The sequence below is a fragment of the Sphingomonas sp. S2-65 genome, assembly GCF_021513175.1.
Lineage (GTDB): Bacteria > Pseudomonadota > Alphaproteobacteria > Sphingomonadales > Sphingomonadaceae > Sphingomonas.
This window is the reverse complement of sequence record NZ_CP090953.1, coordinates 1,025,263-1,039,768: the sequence shown is the minus strand read 5'-3', so window position 1 is coordinate 1,039,768 and position 14,506 is coordinate 1,025,263. Positions and strand designations below refer to the sequence as shown.

The 14,506-nt window shown below is 66.2% G+C and carries 17 protein-coding genes; 11 read left to right on the top strand and 6 right to left on the bottom strand.

What is annotated here, in order from left to right; genetic code table 11:
* Window positions 1-40: 40 nt before the first annotated feature.
* Window positions 41-1,393 carry a protein adenylyltransferase SelO family protein gene (locus LZ586_RS04860; RefSeq protein ID WP_235078542.1) on the bottom strand — a complete coding sequence of 451 codons (1,353 nt, stop codon included), beginning with the start codon at window positions 1,391-1,393 and terminating at the stop codon, window positions 41-43.
* Window positions 1,394-1,411: 18 nt separating this feature from the next.
* Between LZ586_RS04860 and LZ586_RS04855 the strand changes: the two genes are divergently transcribed.
* On the top strand, window positions 1,412-2,278 hold the full coding sequence (locus LZ586_RS04855; protein WP_235078541.1) for an alpha/beta fold hydrolase: 867 nt from the start codon (window positions 1,412-1,414) through the stop codon (window positions 2,276-2,278).
* Between the two features lie 88 nt (window positions 2,279-2,366).
* Here LZ586_RS04855 and LZ586_RS04850 read toward each other — a convergent pair whose 3' ends face one another.
* Entirely contained in the window at window positions 2,367-3,029 is a 663-nt protein-coding gene (locus LZ586_RS04850) for a glycoside hydrolase family 11 protein (protein ID WP_235078540.1), read from the bottom strand.
* 262 nt (window positions 3,030-3,291) lie between these two features.
* On the opposite strand from LZ586_RS04850, the gene LZ586_RS04845 reads away from it, so the two are divergent.
* On the top strand, window positions 3,292-4,128 hold the full coding sequence (locus tag LZ586_RS04845; RefSeq protein WP_235078539.1) for a hypothetical protein: 837 nt from the start codon (window positions 3,292-3,294) through the stop codon (window positions 4,126-4,128).
* Between the two features lie 428 nt (window positions 4,129-4,556).
* Window positions 4,557-5,282, top strand: coding sequence for an SUMF1/EgtB/PvdO family nonheme iron enzyme (locus tag LZ586_RS04840; protein WP_235078538.1), 726 nt, complete (start codon window positions 4,557-4,559; stop codon window positions 5,280-5,282).
* 77 nt (window positions 5,283-5,359) lie between these two features.
* On the opposite strand, the gene LZ586_RS04835 is transcribed toward LZ586_RS04840, so the two are convergent.
* Window positions 5,360-5,797: a hypothetical protein gene (locus tag LZ586_RS04835; protein WP_235078537.1), complete on the bottom strand. Its 438-nt coding sequence runs from the start codon at window positions 5,795-5,797 to the stop codon at window positions 5,360-5,362.
* Between LZ586_RS04835 and LZ586_RS04830 the strand changes: the two genes are divergently transcribed.
* The gene (locus LZ586_RS04830) at window positions 5,787-6,023 is read left to right on the top strand and encodes a hypothetical protein (protein ID WP_235078536.1); all 237 of its coding nucleotides are present in this window, start codon (window positions 5,787-5,789) and stop codon (window positions 6,021-6,023) included. The genes LZ586_RS04835 and LZ586_RS04830 overlap by 11 nt on opposite strands.
* On the opposite strand, the gene LZ586_RS04825 is transcribed toward LZ586_RS04830, so the two are convergent.
* Window positions 6,017-6,376 (bottom strand): hypothetical protein, encoded by a 360-nt coding sequence (locus tag LZ586_RS04825; protein ID WP_235078535.1) that lies wholly within the window; start codon window positions 6,374-6,376, stop codon window positions 6,017-6,019. The two genes, LZ586_RS04830 and LZ586_RS04825, sit on opposite strands and share 7 nt — an antisense overlap.
* Window positions 6,377-6,466: 90 nt before the next feature.
* Window positions 6,467-7,528: an SDR family oxidoreductase gene (locus LZ586_RS04820; RefSeq protein WP_235078534.1), complete on the bottom strand. Its 1,062-nt coding sequence runs from the start codon at window positions 7,526-7,528 to the stop codon at window positions 6,467-6,469.
* A 101-nt stretch (window positions 7,529-7,629) separates the two neighbouring features.
* On the opposite strand from LZ586_RS04820, the gene LZ586_RS04815 reads away from it, so the two are divergent.
* The 4 genes from LZ586_RS04815 (at window position 7,630) to LZ586_RS04800 (ending at window position 11,333) form a co-directional block, all read left to right on the top strand.
* On the top strand, window positions 7,630-8,013 hold the full coding sequence (locus tag LZ586_RS04815; protein WP_235078533.1) for a winged helix-turn-helix transcriptional regulator: 384 nt from the start codon (window positions 7,630-7,632) through the stop codon (window positions 8,011-8,013).
* Window positions 8,014-8,058: 45 nt separating this feature from the next.
* Window positions 8,059-9,189, top strand: a complete 1,131-nt coding sequence (locus tag LZ586_RS04810; protein ID WP_235078532.1) for a glycosyltransferase family 4 protein — start codon at window positions 8,059-8,061, stop codon at window positions 9,187-9,189.
* A gap of 66 nt (window positions 9,190-9,255) precedes the next feature.
* On the top strand, window positions 9,256-10,659 hold the full coding sequence (locus LZ586_RS04805; RefSeq protein ID WP_235078531.1) for an NAD(P)H-dependent flavin oxidoreductase: 1,404 nt from the start codon (window positions 9,256-9,258) through the stop codon (window positions 10,657-10,659).
* A 179-nt stretch (window positions 10,660-10,838) separates the two neighbouring features.
* Window positions 10,839-11,333 (top strand): SH3 domain-containing protein, encoded by a 495-nt coding sequence (locus LZ586_RS04800; RefSeq protein WP_235078530.1) that lies wholly within the window; start codon window positions 10,839-10,841, stop codon window positions 11,331-11,333.
* A 194-nt stretch (window positions 11,334-11,527) separates the two neighbouring features.
* Here the strand turns inward: LZ586_RS04800 and LZ586_RS04795 are convergent, their stop codons facing one another.
* Window positions 11,528-12,715: an acetyl-CoA C-acyltransferase gene (locus LZ586_RS04795; protein WP_235078529.1), complete on the bottom strand. Its 1,188-nt coding sequence runs from the start codon at window positions 12,713-12,715 to the stop codon at window positions 11,528-11,530.
* Between the two features lie 87 nt (window positions 12,716-12,802).
* On the opposite strand from LZ586_RS04795, the gene LZ586_RS04790 reads away from it, so the two are divergent.
* The 3 genes from LZ586_RS04790 to LZ586_RS04780 all read left to right on the top strand — a co-directional run bounded on the left by LZ586_RS04790 (window position 12,803) and on the right by LZ586_RS04780 (window position 14,461).
* On the top strand, window positions 12,803-13,063 hold the full coding sequence (locus LZ586_RS04790) for a hypothetical protein (protein WP_235078528.1): 261 nt from the start codon (window positions 12,803-12,805) through the stop codon (window positions 13,061-13,063).
* A complete protein-coding gene (locus LZ586_RS04785) occupies window positions 13,053-13,808 on the top strand; it encodes a prepilin peptidase (protein ID WP_235078527.1) in 756 nt (251 codons plus the stop codon). The genes LZ586_RS04790 and LZ586_RS04785 overlap by 11 nt, the downstream gene beginning before the upstream one ends.
* A 203-nt stretch (window positions 13,809-14,011) precedes the next feature.
* On the top strand, window positions 14,012-14,461 hold the full coding sequence (locus tag LZ586_RS04780; protein ID WP_235078526.1) for a MarR family winged helix-turn-helix transcriptional regulator: 450 nt from the start codon (window positions 14,012-14,014) through the stop codon (window positions 14,459-14,461).
* Window positions 14,462-14,506 lie beyond the last annotated feature (45 nt).

Genomic DNA, 14,506 nt, shown 5'->3' with positions numbered 1-14,506 from the left:
TGCCCGAATTGCAGGGGCGATGCCAACCCCTTGGCGGGGATCAGGCCAGGGCTTCTCCGAACCGGCGGACGGCGGCGACCTTGTCGTGGAGCGGCTGCCAATCGTCGGCGGCGGCGATCGGGGACCAGATCGCCTCGACCTCGTCGATCAGCATCGCGCAAGGGTGGTCGCCGGACCAATAGGGATGCTCGCGGGATTTGCGCGGGGCATAGCCGGCGAGCTGCGCGCGGAAGGGGTCGAACGCCTCGCCATAATCGGGGGGAAGCTGGCCACCGAACGCGTCGAAATAGAAGCGGTCGAGCGGGCAGCCGCTGGTGGAGAGCGCGCGTTCGAGCGACTGGACGAGCGGGCGGTCATGCTCGGCGCCGCGCGGGAGCAGTCCCAGGCGCCAGAGGATCGCGGCGGTGACTGCCTCGTGATAGGCCGGGGCATAGCCTTCGAGCGCTTCGATCAGCGGCGCCTCCTCGGCGATCAGGCGGAGCGAGGTGGCGAGCTGCATCACGTCCCAGTAGATCGCCTCGGGCTGGCGGCCGTAGGCATAGAGGCCGGACTGGTCGAAATAGGCGGCGGTGAAGGCCGGCGCCCAGCTGGGGGTGAAGCGCCAGGGGCCGTAGTCGAAGCTTTCGCCGGTGACGTTGATGTTGTCGCTGTTGAGCACGCCGTGGACGAAGCCGGCGGCCATGAACTGGCCGGCGAGCGCGGCGGTGCGGCGGGCGACATAAGCGAGCAGGCGCTGCGGGGCGTCGTCGCCTGCGTCTTCGCCGTAATAGTGGCGCAGGACATAGGCGGTGAGCTTGGCCAGGCCTTCGGTGTCGTGGTCGTAGGCCAGGCGCTGGAAGGTGCCGATGCGGATATGGCCGTGGTTGAGGCGGACCAGCACCGCCGAGCGGGTGGGCGAAGGCTCGTCGTTGCGGTGGAGCTCCTCGCCGGTCTCGATCACCGAGAAGGTGCGCGAGGTGTGGACGCCGAGCGCCTCGAGCATCTCGGTCGCCAGGATCTCGCGGACGGCGCCCTTGAGGGTGAGGCGGCCGTCGCCGAAGCGGCTATACGGGGTCTGGCCCGAGCCCTTGGTGCCGAGGTCCATCAGGCGGCCGGCATCGTCGCGCATCTGGGCGAACAGGAAGCCGCGGCCGTCGCCGATCTCGGGATTGTACACGCGGAACTGGTGGCCGTGATAGCGCAGCGCCAGCGGCTGGGGCTGGGCGCCCTCCAGCGGCACGAAGCGGCCGAAATGGGCGCGCCACGCGTCGTCGCTGAGGGTGTCGAGGCCGACGCTGGCCGCCGCGCGGTCGTTGCGGAAGCGCAGGACCGTCTTGGGGAAGTTCGCCGGGGTGACGGGATCGTAAAAGGCGTCGCCGAGCTCGAGGATCGGCTGTTGCGGTGTGAAGTGCATGGCGCGATATGGGGGGCGATGGCGGAGCGGCGCAACTACGTAGATGGGTATTGGTGGTCGCGGGACGGGCTGCGGCTGCATTATCGCGACTATGCCGGGCCGAGCGACAAGCCGCCGGTGCTGTGCATGCCGGGGCTTACCCGCACCGCGCGCGACTTCGAGGGACTGGCGAGCCGGCTGGCCGGGCAATGGCGGGTGCTGTGCCTGGAGTTTCGCGGGCGCGGCGAGAGCGCCTATGCCAAGGACCCCATGAGCTATGTGCCGCTTACCTATCTGCAGGATGTCGAGGCGCTGCTGGCGGAGGCCGGAATCGAGCGCTTCGTGAGCGTCGGCACCTCGCTGGGCGGGATCGTGACGATGCTGCTGGCGGCGACCGACGGCGCGCGGCTGGCGGGGGCGGTGCTCAACGATGTCGGCCCCGATCTGAACCCGGCGGGGCTGTCGCGGATCCGCAGCTATGTCGGCAAGGCGGTGTGGCACCCGACCTGGATGCACGCGGCGCGCTACGTGGCCGACGCTAATGGCGACGTGTACCCGGCCTATGACATCGAGGACTGGCTGCGGGTCGCCAAGCGGCTGTACCGGGTCAACAGCTCGGGCCGGATCGTGCTCGATTACGACATGAAGATCGCCGAGCCGTTCCGAGTGCCGGGCAACGAGGCGGGGCCGGACCTGTGGCCGACGATCGACGCGATGGCGGATCGGCCGGTGCTGGTGGTGCGCGGCGAGAAGTCGGACATATTGAGCGCCGCCACCGCCGAGAAGATGGCCGCGCGGCTGGGCGATGGCGAACTGGTCACGGTGCCGGGGGTCGGCCACGCGCCGACGCTGGAGGAGCCCGAGGCGGTCGCGGCGGTGGACCGGCTGCTCGCGCGTATCGGCTAGCGGTTCCCGTCCGAAACGGTTCCACTTCGTCACGGCCCGCCGTCGCGGGATGATACCTTCGGCGGAGCGGTGGCGCGTCGAGTGACGGCTACCGCTCCGATACCGTGATGTCGGAGCGTCCGTTGCTGCCGAACCCTTCGGTGGCGAGCACCTGATAGCCCAGGGTCCCGAGATGAAGCCCGGCCCGGCGCCACGCCGCGACATGGTTGGCGAAAGTGATGACCGCATCCTGGCCGAGCGGCCGCCTGGACGTCCGCACGCTCCAATATTGATGGAAGGTCGCGGTTCCCGCGATCGAGGGCTGGTTCACGCGCTGCGTCCGGTAGATGCGGTAGGTGCCGCCATCGCTCTCCACGGTGCCGAGCGTCGTTGCATCAGGTCCGGGCGGGGTGAAACCGCCCCAATTGTCGACGACATAATATTCGATCAGCGGCCCGGTCGACCAGCCATAGAGCGTGAGATAGCCGTTGGTACCCGGATCGAACGCGCGCGCCCGGTAGCGGATGACGCGGCGCGCCGATCCCTTGGCCCAGCCCTTACCCGCGACCAGGTTGCCGCGCTCGCCCAGGCGCCACTCGACTCCATAGCCGCCACCAGGGCGAAGCTGCATGCAGCCCGACCCGGTGTCGTGCCAGAAGGTGTAGAAGTCGCCGTGATCGGTGCCCGTGCCGTTACGGCAGACGGTACGCGTGTCCGCGCCGACGGCGAGACCGATGGCCGCGGCCAAGGCTGGGCGTAGCAGGAACAGCATGTCGAGGGCCTTTGGCGAGTGGTTCGGCCCGCATTTATCATGCGGTGCGGGGGCGCGCTAACGGGCAATGCAAGGCTGTATCGGAGGTCTGAAAAGGTGAAAGCGGCCGGTCCACTGTCGCGCGGCGACGTAGTGTCTCCGGACGTTCATTCAGCGGATTGGCGATGCTCCTACGCGGCCCGATGCGGGTCCTCCTAGTTGCACGCAGCACCAGCGATGCCATACACTCCGTTTATCGCCGTTGGAATATGAGGTCTCGAAGATGCTGTTGGCGCTAGCGTTCTTCCTGGTTCAAGCAGCAGAGCTTCGCCGCGATCAAGAAGTCGTAATAACTTCCGAGAAGGGCGACCAGGCGCACCAAGCTCGTCGATACATAGAGAGCGTAACGGAACCAGGCTTTGGCGATCCGCCGTTGGCGAGGTTCTCCGGCTCGGTTTGTGTCGCTACTTGGGGCCAGCCTCAAGCAGCCGGCCAGATTGTTGTTGATAGAATTAGCAGCATCGCGGCGTCGCTGGGGCTTCGAATGGGTGAGACGGGTTGCTCGCCAAACCTGCTGGTGGCCTTCGTTGAAGACAGTCGAGAGGCGGTTCGCCAGTTGGCGCGTGGGAATTCGGGTGCGCTGAAAGGCCAGACGTCGCGCGACATAAAGAGGATCGTGGCCGAGCCGGGACATGCGCGGTCCTGGCGCGAGGTGGAGCTTCGCGGACGCGATGGTGAGCGGCCATTTTACTCACCTGATCAACGTGAACCCCCGATGATGCGAGGAACGGCCATCTCACGGCTTTCGTCCCCGATTCGTCTTGAGGTGGTTAGCGCCACCGTCTTCATCGACAGGAGCGCGTCATCAGGCCGAGATTTAAACCAGATGGCCGATTACGCCGCAATGCGGGCGTTGGGAGGCGTGCGATTGCGCGGACGCGTAGGCGATGCATCGATTTTAGCACTTTTCACGCCAGACGGTGATAAACAAGCGCCGCGCACCCTGACGAAGTTCGATCTCGGCTATCTCAAGGGCCTATATGCAGGCCGCAGCGATCTCTCTGGCAGCATGAAGAAGCAAAGTATGGTTTCATACATGCTAGATGAAAAGCGCCCATAGCTCTTACACAACAACCAGCTGATGACTCGAAAGCGCTTAGCCGTTGCCTTCGGGCGCGGCAGCAAGCACCCGGAACGGCTGAAACTAAGGCGTTAGCTGCCATGGCCGGAAGTGTGGATAGAGGCCGTCACCTAGCCGGAGGGGCGAGTTCCAGTCGCTGCAGTCGAAGCCGATAGGTAGTTTGAAGGTAATCTAAACGATGACGGGTCTCGTCATCGACACAGGCTAAATGGGCTGGATTGCCGCCAGTGCCTCCGCTCCAAAGAGCCCTTTCGGCTTCGCACGTCGCGCCCCGATAGGCGAGCGCCGTCCGCTTTTCGGAAGATGTTCTCGCATAGAGGACGCTTCCATTCACCAGTCCTTTAGCCATGAGCCCTACTTGAGGCATCTGTTTAGAGGAGCTTCCGTTGATCCATCAGGCTGGCGTAATGGCGGTGTCGATCTGGGCTTCGCTCGCTGATACAGTGGATAATCCTAAAGCCGCTCAAAGAGATGCGGCTCCTCTCGCGATAGAGATGGTTGAGATCAGAGATGAGGGTATTCCTCCATTTCGTCTAGCCAAGTTCGAGACGACATGGGCTCAATATATGGCCTCGGTCCGAGAAGGGGCATGCCCGATGCCGCAGAACGGCTTGCACAGGCCAATAGTGGCAAGTGATGCGAGCTTGGCCGACGATTACCCCGTGACCGGTATAACTACGCCAGCGATGGACTGCTACATCGCTTGGCTCAATCGTCGGTCAGGCAAGCGGTACCGCTTGCCGACACCGGCGGAGTGGCGGGCCGCGGCCGCTCACGCGCCGGCGGCGCCCCGACGTCTGGACTCGGTCGCGCGCAGTCGAGGCGCGAGCGAAACTGCCTCAGATCCCCGCGAAGCGGTCAGGGGCGGCATCGTGTGGCGGGTGGGTCAGGGTGATCCCACGCCAGACGGCGTGTTCGATCTGGAAAGTAATGCCGATGAGTTCACGTCCGCGCGACGTCCAGGCAAGGCATCGGATTACGCCTGCCGTGAACTGGGCCCAGCGTTCTGCGCCGAGGCGATGATCTTTGCCAATCCTGGCGCTGAGGACCCGAACGGTCCTCGTCGCGAAATCTGGGGCTTTCAGGGATACCCATATATTTTCTCCGGCTTCCGCTTGGCAGCGGACCTTTAGGCCGGCCTACGCGGCCGCTTTGAGGTTCGCCACCTTGCCGGATGAACGGCGACGATTGGGTGCTAGCTTCTAGGCAATCAACCGCGCCATACTCCTCGCGAGTAGTCGAGCAAGCGCCAGACAATGGCCGCTGGCACAGACACCATTCTGCCGTTCACCCGTGCGCGAGCGAACGCAGCATCCACGTAATTCGGGTATTCCATAACGAGCAGATCGCGGCCGGCCTCGCCGTCAACAAAGACAACGATCTTGGGTATGAAATCAGCCCCGGAATGGTCAGCATTGGCTAAGTCCGGGCTGCAGATGATCTTTGCCGCCTTTCGCCAGAAGGAGCCTGGAATTTTACCGCTGCCGCCCTGCTCAACAATCTTCTTCGGCGACGGATACACGCGCCGGATTTCGTCACTCGGGAATGTGCGCAGTTGAATAGCACGTCGCGACACGGAAGGGCTGCAGATCGTCGAAGTCTCCTCAACCACTGGTGCTTTCGGAGGATCACCCGCCATGATTGCCATGGCCGCGGCCATTGATGCCGCAATTGCGCTTCCGAACATCTATCGGTCTCCTGTTTCGACGCTGACACTAGCAGAAGATTTGCCGAGCGTGACCCGCGGACGGCAACTTTCAGGTGGCGTTGGCAATACGCTGGACGGCAGGAAATGGGCCGTTAATCGCCGTTCCGCATCCGCCGTGCTGTTGGCGTTTGACCGGTGCCGGCAGCGCCACCTTCGCGACTATTGAAAGCGCAGCGTCTTCTCGAAGCCTTCGTTCGCCTTGGTCATCTTGGCGAGCTTGCGCAGATGGGTGCGGACGTGGCGTTCGAAGCGGGTGTCGTCATAGATGCCGGTCACCGGATACTCGTCCTGGGCGACCAGTTGCTTGATCCGTGCCGCGAGCAGGGCCTGATCGTTGGTGAACTCCGCGCCGTCCAGCGCGCGGCAGACCCATTCCTCGGCGGCGGCCTTGTCATAATCGTCCTGCGCCTCATAGCCGCGCCGGTCCGCTGCCGCCTGGTCCAGCTGCGCCGCTTTCAGCCGGCGTTCGAGCCATGTGCGCACCCGTTCGCCATCCCAGGGTTTCGGCGAGTCCGTCATTCGCTTCCTCTTTCGCTGTCGCGCGCCGCTGTGCCGCAAGGATGGCGACAAGGACAGCGGCTATGCGAGGCGAAGCCGCTGTCCCTGGGTTCAGGGGATCAGCCGGTCGTCCCGCAGCCGCTCGAACAGCGCGAAGAAGGCGTCGTCGGTCGGTTGGTAGGCCATGAAGCCCAGGCGGCGGCTCTTGGACATGTCGGTGACGACTTCGAGCGGGCGGCCGAGATCGGCGTCGGTGTGCCAGGGGGAGGCCAGGCGGGCGAGATCGGGCTCGGCCAGGCCTTCGCGTTCGGCGATGGTGCGCCAGAGCGGGGCGTCGTCGGCCATCTGCTGCTCCAGCGGGCGGACGATGCCGTCGAACGGCGCGGCCTCGACCCCGAACCATTCGGCGATGCGGCTCCACATCCACTGCCAGCGGAAGACGTCGCCATTGACGATGTTGAACGCTTCGTCGTGGGCGGCCTGGGTTTCAGTCGCCCAGAGCAATTGGCGGGCGAGCTGGCCGGCGTCGGTCATGTCGGTGAGGCCGCTCCACTGCGCCTGCGAGCCGGGGAAGACGAACGGGCGGCCGGTCTCGCGGCACAGGGTGGCGTAGACGGCGAGGGTGGTGCCCATGTTCATGGCGTTGCCGACGGCCTTGCCGATCACGGTGTGCGGGCGGTGGACGCTCCAGGTGAAGCCGTCGCGCGCGGCGGCGGCGAAGACTTCGTCTTCCTGGGCGTAATAGAAATTCTCGACGTCGAGCCGGCCCTGTTCCTCGCGGAACGGCGTCTGGGGCAGCACGCCCTTGCCATAGGATTCGAACGGCCCGAGATAATGCTTGAGCCCGGTGACGAGCGCGACGTGGCGCGGGGCGCTGGGCTTGGGCAGGCCATCGAGCAGATTGCGGACCATCGCCGAATTGACGCGGATATTTTCCGCCTCGCTATCCTGGCGCAGCCAGGTGGTGATGAACACCGCGTCGGGCTGGACGCCCTGGAGCGCGGCGGCGGTGCCGGCGGGATCCTGGAGATCGGCAGCGAGCGGGGTGACGCCGGGCTGCGCGCCGGGGCGGCGGGCGAGCCCGTGGACGGTCCAGCCCTGCTCGACCAGCAATGCGGCGGTCGCGCTGCCGACGATGCCGCTCGCGCCTACGACCAATGCGGTTTTCGCCATGTTCTTCGTCCTTTGGTTCCTGAACGCAGGAGGTAGGCAAGCGGCTGCATGGCTTCTAGACGGCACCAATTCGGAACCTAGGCACCAGGAGGTACCCAGTCATGCAGGCGGACAATGCCGACGACGAGGATTGGCGCGAGGATTGCGCGCCGCGGCGCGTGCTGGGGCTGTTCGCGACCAAATGGACGAGCATGCTGCTCCACACGCTGCACGCGCGGCATGGCGGCGCGGCGCGGACCGGGGCGCTGCTCCGGAGCCTGCCGGGCATCTCGAAGAAGATGCTGACGCAGACGCTGCGCGAGATGGAGGCGATCGGGCTGATCAGCCGGCATGTGCAGAGCGTGGTGCCGCCCGCGGTGGAATATCGGCTGACCGAATTGGGCGAACGCTTCGTCGAGCCGGTGGCGCTGCTCTATGCCTGGGGGCGCGACAATGCCGATGCGCTGGACGCGCTGGGGCGGCGGCCGACGGCGCGGCGGGCTTAGTCCGGAGGGGAGACTCGGGCGCGCGATCTGCTAAGGCGCTGGGCCATGTCGATCCACATCCTGCACCTGCATTCGACCTTCAACTATGGCGGCAAGGAAGCGCGCGCCATCCGGCTGATGAACGCGTTCGGCGACCGCGCCCGGCACACGATCGTCTCGGCGATGCCCGACCAGCTGGAGGCGCGGGCCTATGTCGCCAAGACCGTGCAATATGAGATCGCACAGAACCCGCCGCCGCTCTCGGGGAGGCCCTCGGTCGGGCGCTATGAGGCGATCGCCAAGTTCATGCGGCGCTTCGACCTGGTGCTGACCTATAATTGGGGCGCGATCGACGGAGTGATGGCGGCGCGGGTGTTCGGCAAGGGACTGCCGCCGATCGTGCACCATGAGGACGGGTTCAACGCCGACGAGGCCGAGCGGCTGAACCCGGTGCGCAACATGTATCGCCGCTTCGCGCTGCCCGCCGCCAACGCGCTGGTGGTGCCGAGCCATGTGCTCGAGCGGGTGGCGCTCAAGCATTGGCGCCAGCCGGCCGATCGGGTCCACCGCATCGCCAATGGCGTGCCGACCGCGCTGTTTGCGGGGAAATCCGACGCCAAGCTGATCCCGCAGCTGCAGAAGCGGCGCGAGGGCGAGGTCTTTATCGGCTGCGTTGCCGGGCTGCGGCCGGTCAAGGACCTGCCGATGCTGGTGCGCGCGTGCGGCGGGCTCAACACGCGCTTCAAGCTGGTGATCCTGGGCGAGGGGCCCGAGCGGCAGAACATCCTCGACGCGGCCGAGGCGATGGCGATCGAGGACCAAGTTATCCTGCCGGGATTCCTGCCCGAGGCGCACCGCTATATGGGCTTGTTCGACATCTTCGCGATGTCTTCCAAGAGCGAGCAGGCGCCGATCTCGGTGCTGGAAGCGATGGCGGCGGGGCTGCCGGTGGTGGCGCCACAGGTGGGCGACATCCCGAAGATGGTCGCCGAGCCGAACGCGCAATTCCTGTCCGAACGTACCGAGGTTTCGATCCGCGACCGCATCGAGACGCTGGCGAAGCATCCCGACGAAGCGAAACGTATCGGCGCGGCGAACCGCGAGCGCGCCCGTGCGTTGTTCGATGAAGCCGCGATGATCGCGTCCTATGCGCGGCTTTATGGCGAGGCGATGGGGCGGCCCGGCGTACTGCAGTAACGAATCTACCTCGCTTGTTGCGGCAAACCGGATTAGGCGAGCGTTGAAATTTAGCTGGAGGCAGAATTGTTCAAGGGTCTGACGCCCATCAACTATAACGGTCGCGAAGTGTGGCCGCTGGTCGAGGGCGGCAAGGGCGTGGCGGCAACCAACCACGCGAGCGCGGGCGCATGGGCGGCGGCGGGCGGCATCGGCACGGTAAGCGCGGTGAATGCCGACAGCTATGACGCCGAGGGCAAGATCATCCCCCAAATCTATCGCGCGCTGACGCGGCGCGAACGCCACGAGGAGCTGGTCCAGTACGCGATCGAAGGCGCGGTGGAGCAGGTCAAGCGCGCGTTCGAGATCTCGAACGGCAAGGGCGCGGTGAACATCAACGTGCTGTGGGAGATGGGCGGCGCGCAGCGGGTGCTGCACGGCGTGCTGGAGCGTACCCGCGGCATGGTGGCGGGCGTTACCTGCGGAGCGGGCATGCCGTACAAGCTGAGCGAGATCGCCGCGTCGTACAACGTTTCCTACCTGCCGATCGTGAGCTCCGGCCGCGCCTTCCGCGCGCTGTGGAAGCGGGCTTATTCCAAGGCGCAGGAATGGCTGGCGGCGGTGGTCTATGAGGATCCCTGGCTCGCCGGCGGGCATAACGGGCTGTCCAACGCCGAGGATCCGCTGGCGCCGCAGGATCCTTATCCGCGCGTGAAGGCACTGCGCGACACGATGCGCGAAGGCGGCATTCCCGACGACGTGCCGATCGTGATGGCCGGCGGCGTCTGGTATCTGCGCGACTGGAACGACTGGATCGACAATCCCGAGCTCGGCAAGATCGCCTTTCAGTTCGGCACGCGGCCGCTGCTGACCCAGGAAAGCCCCATTCCCCAGGAATGGAAGCAGAAGCTGATGGAGATCGAGGAAGGCGAAGTGCTGCTGCACCGCTTCTCGCCGACCGGCTTCTATTCCAGCGCGGTGCGCAACCCCTTCCTGCGCAGCCTGGAGGCGCGGTCCGAGCGCCAGATCCCCTATTCCACCGAGAATGCGGGCGATCACAGCTTCCAGCTGGACGTGGGCGTGAAGGGCAAGAACTTCTGGGTGACGCGGGGCGACCTGCTGCGCGCGCGCGAGTGGTTCGGCCTTGGCTATACCTCGGCGCTCAAGACGCCGGACAACACGCTGGTGTTCGTCACGCCCGAGGAACAGCAGATCATCCGCAAGGACCAGGCCGACTGCATGGGGTGCCTGAGCCAGTGCGCTTTCTCGAGCTGGGCGGATACCGAGACCAACTCGACCGGGCGGCTGGCCGACCCGCGCAGCTTCTGCATCCAGAAGACGCTCCAGGACATCGCGCATGGCGGGCCGACCGACCAGAATTTGATGTTTGCCGGGCACGCCGCGTACAACTTCAAGCGCGATCCGTTTTATTCGAACGGGTTCGTGCCGAGCGTGAAGCAGCTGGTCGACCGCATCCTGACCGGGGATTGATGCTTGTAGCTCCGTCCTCGAAGGGGAGGGAACTAGCCGCAGCTGGTGGTGCAGTAGTTTCCACAGGCTTCTTCGCTTGGGGGGAATACCCCTCCACCATGCTTCGCATGGTCCCCCTTCCCCTCCGGGGGAGGATTTGTTTGGTTGAAGCCTGGGGCGTGCCCGCGTTAGGGATCGGCATGGACAGGAAGCGCGTGCGGTTCGGAACTTGGATGGCGATGATCGCGCTGGCGGTCGGGCTGGCGCTGCCGGCCTGGGCGCAGCGCAAGCCGCCTTATTACGTGTCGATCAAGGCTTCCAAGGCGCTGCTGCGCACCGGGCCGGGGCGCAATTATCCCGGAAGCTGGCTGTACCAGCGCCGGGCGCTGCCGGTGAAAGTCGTCGACGTCTATGGCGAGTGGCGCAAGATCGAGGATCCCGACGGTACCCAGGGGTGGATGCTGCGCGTGTTGCTCGACGAGGCGCGGACCGCGATGGTGCGCGGCACGATCATCGAAATGCGGTCGACCCCCAGCCCGGACGGGCATGTGAACTGGCGGGCGGCGCCCGGCGTTGTCGGGCGGATCAGCAAATGTTCGAGCGGCTGGTGCTGGTTCGAGGTCGAGGGACGCGGCGGCGGCTATGTCGAGCAGTCGCGCGTCTGGGGCGTCGATCCCGGTGAAGCAGTGGATTGAGCCGATCCTCCCCCGTCAGGGGGAGGATGATTGGTCGCCTGTCTCAATTCCTCCCCGGCACGGGGAGGGGGCGGATCGCGCAGTGATGGTGGAGGGGCGGCCGCGGAACGCGGCGGTGAACCGCCGCGCCCCTCCACCACGCCGCTTCGCGTCGCGGTCCCCCTCCCCGTGCCGGGGAGGAGTTTAGGGCCGAACTAGACCAGCAGTTCCACGGCCATCGCGGTGGCTTCGCCGCCGCCGATGCAGAGCGAGGCGAGGCCGCGCTTCTGGCCGGTGGTTTCCAAGGCAGAGAGTAGCGTGGCGAGCACGCGCGCGCCGCTGGCGCCGATCGGGTGGCCGAGCGCGCAGGCGCCGCCGTGGATGTTGAGTACTTCCTCCGAAAGCCCCAGTTCCTTGACCGCGATCATCGCCACGCAGGCAAAGGCTTCGTTGACTTCGAACAGGTCGACGTCGCCGACCTTCCACCCGGCCTTGTCCAGTGCCTTCTGCATCGCGAACACCGGTGCCGTGGTGAAACGCGACGGCGCGTGGGCGTGTGCGGCATGGGACACGACCCGCGCGATCGGAGTCAGGCCGAGGCGGTCGGCGACGCTGCGGCGCGTCATCACCAGAGCAGCGGCGCCGTCGGAGATCGATGAGGCGTTGGCGGCGGTGATCGTCCCTTCCTTGGAGAAAGCGGGCTTTAGCGTCGGGATCTTGGCGACGTCGCCCCTGGATGGCTGCTCGTCCAGGGTAACGGTGGTCACGCCCTTGCGGCCTTTCACCTCGACCGGGACGATTTCGCGGTCGAACGCGCCGGAGCGCTGCGCCTTTTGCGCGCGCTCGAGCGATCGGATGGCGAAGGCGTCCTGCGCCTCTCGCGTGAACTGATATTCCTGCGCCACTTCCTCGGCGAAATTGCCCATCAGCTTGCCGGGCTCATACGCATCCTCGAGCCCGTCGAGATACATATGGTCCTTCATAACATCATGGCCGATACGCGCGCCGCTGCGGTGGCGCAGCGAAAGATAGGGGGCGTTGGTCATGCTCTCCATGCCCCCCGCGACCAGCAGGTCGACCGAGCCGGCGGCGAGCGCGTCAGCGGCCATGATCGCCGCCTGCATGCCCGATCCGCACATCTTGTTGATCGTCGTCGCTTCGATATGATCGGGCAGGCCGGCATTGAGCGCGGCCTGGCGGGCGGGGGCCTGGCCGAGGCCGGCGGGAAGCACACAGCCCATATAGATGCGCTCGACCGCGTTGCCCTTCAGCCCGGCACGCTCGACCGCCGCGCCCACTGCGGCCGCGCCGAGGTCGGTCGCGCTGGCACCGGTCAGGCAGCCCTGGAAGCTGCCCATCGGCGTGCGGGCATAGGAAGCGATGACGACATCGTCGGCGGACATATTGGATCCTCTCATGTGTTTGCGCCGATCTAGTGACCCGGCGGGCGGTTTGCAAAACCGGTCCTGCCCCGCCAAGGAAGGCTTCGCATGAACCTTATCGACGTTTGCAAATGGTATGCCTCGATCAGCGGGATCATTGCGTGCTTCATGGTCTCGCTCGATCTGGGGCGGCGGATAACCGGCTGGGGGTTCGTGCTGTTCGTCTCGTCGAGCATCGCGTGGATCACCGGCGCCTTCCTGTCCGACGACGAGCCGCTGCTGACGCAGAACCTGGTCCTGATCTGCATCAACTGCTTCGGCGTGTTCCGCTACCTGATCCGCAAGCGCGCGCCGCAGCATGGCGGTTGAGCCCTGGCTCTGGCCGGCCGGACTGGGGCTGCTGGGGCTGATCTTCGGCAGCTTCATCGCGACGCTGGCGATCCGCTGGCCGCAGGGGCGGACGATCGCGCGCGGGCGCTCCGAATGCGGCGGGTGCGGCGTGGTGCTGCGCCCGCACGAACTGGTGCCGGTGCTGAGCTACCTGCTGCAGCGCGGCCAATGCCGGGGCTGCGGCGCACGCATCGCGCCGAGCCATTTGGCGGTCGAGCTGCTGGGGCTGTGCGTCGGGGCGGCGGCGGGGTGGGCCGCGCCCGGCGCCGCGGGCGTGGGCGGCGCGGTGTTCGGCTGGATCCTGCTGACGCTGGCGGCGCTCGACCTGGCCGCGTTCTGGCTGCCCAACCTGCTTACCGGCGCCCTGGCGGTGACCGGCCTGATCGCGGCGGGGGCGGGGTTGGAGCCTTCGCTTTCCGACCGGCTGATCGGCGGTGCGGCGGGCTTCGGCATGCTGTGGCTGGTAGCCGAGGGATATCGGCGGGCACGGGGGCGCGTGGGCCTGGGCGGCGGAGATCCCAAGCTGTTCGGCGGGATCGGGCTATGGCTTGGCTGGCGGGCACTACCCGGCGTGCTGTTCGCGGCGTGCCTGATCGGGCTGGCCGCGGTGCTGATCCTGAGGCTGCGGGGGCGGGCGCTGGGCGCGGGCGCCGCGCTGCCGCTCGGTGTGCTGCTTGCCGCGGCGGCGTTCCCGGCCTGGTTGCTCGGGTCGTTGATAGTCTGAACCGGCAGCGTTGGCGGACGAAAAAAAGGCCGCCCCGAGGGACGGCCTGGAAAGTCTTAGGAGAGGATGCCTGAAAGGCCCGTCCTTTTTGCGTCGCGGCGCGACGTGTTGCAAGTGCGAAATGTTACCGGTCCCATTGCAAAAACTGCAACCTGCCAGCGTTGTCAGTTGCGTATAACGGAATGCCCGGCAAAGAAGCAGCAATGTCCACGCTGAAACTCGATGACTTTCTGCCTTATCGGCTGTCGATCGCATCCAACGCCGTGTCGGACGCGGTCGCGACGGCATATCGGACATTGTTCGGGCTGCGCATCCCCGAGTGGCGGCTGGTCACGGTGCTGGCCGAGGGCGGGGCGATGAGCCAGCAGGCGCTGTGCGGCCGTACCCGGATGGACAAGGTGACGGTGAGCCGCGCGGCGATCGCGCTGGCGGACCGGGGGCTGATCGCGCGCGCCGCGAACCCGGACGACCAGCGGTCGCACCTGCTGACGTTGAGCAAGGAGGGCGCAGCGCTGTACGAGCAGGTGGCGCCCAAGGCGCTGGAACTCGAGCGGCGGATGTTCGACGGTTTCACCCAGGCCGAGCGCGAGCAGCTGCTGGCCATGCTGAAGCGCGTCGAGACGGTGGCGGGATCGGTCGACGCGGGAAGCTGAGCTTGCCCGCCGCGTTTTGGCACGCTTGCTCTTTTTGTGCAGGTA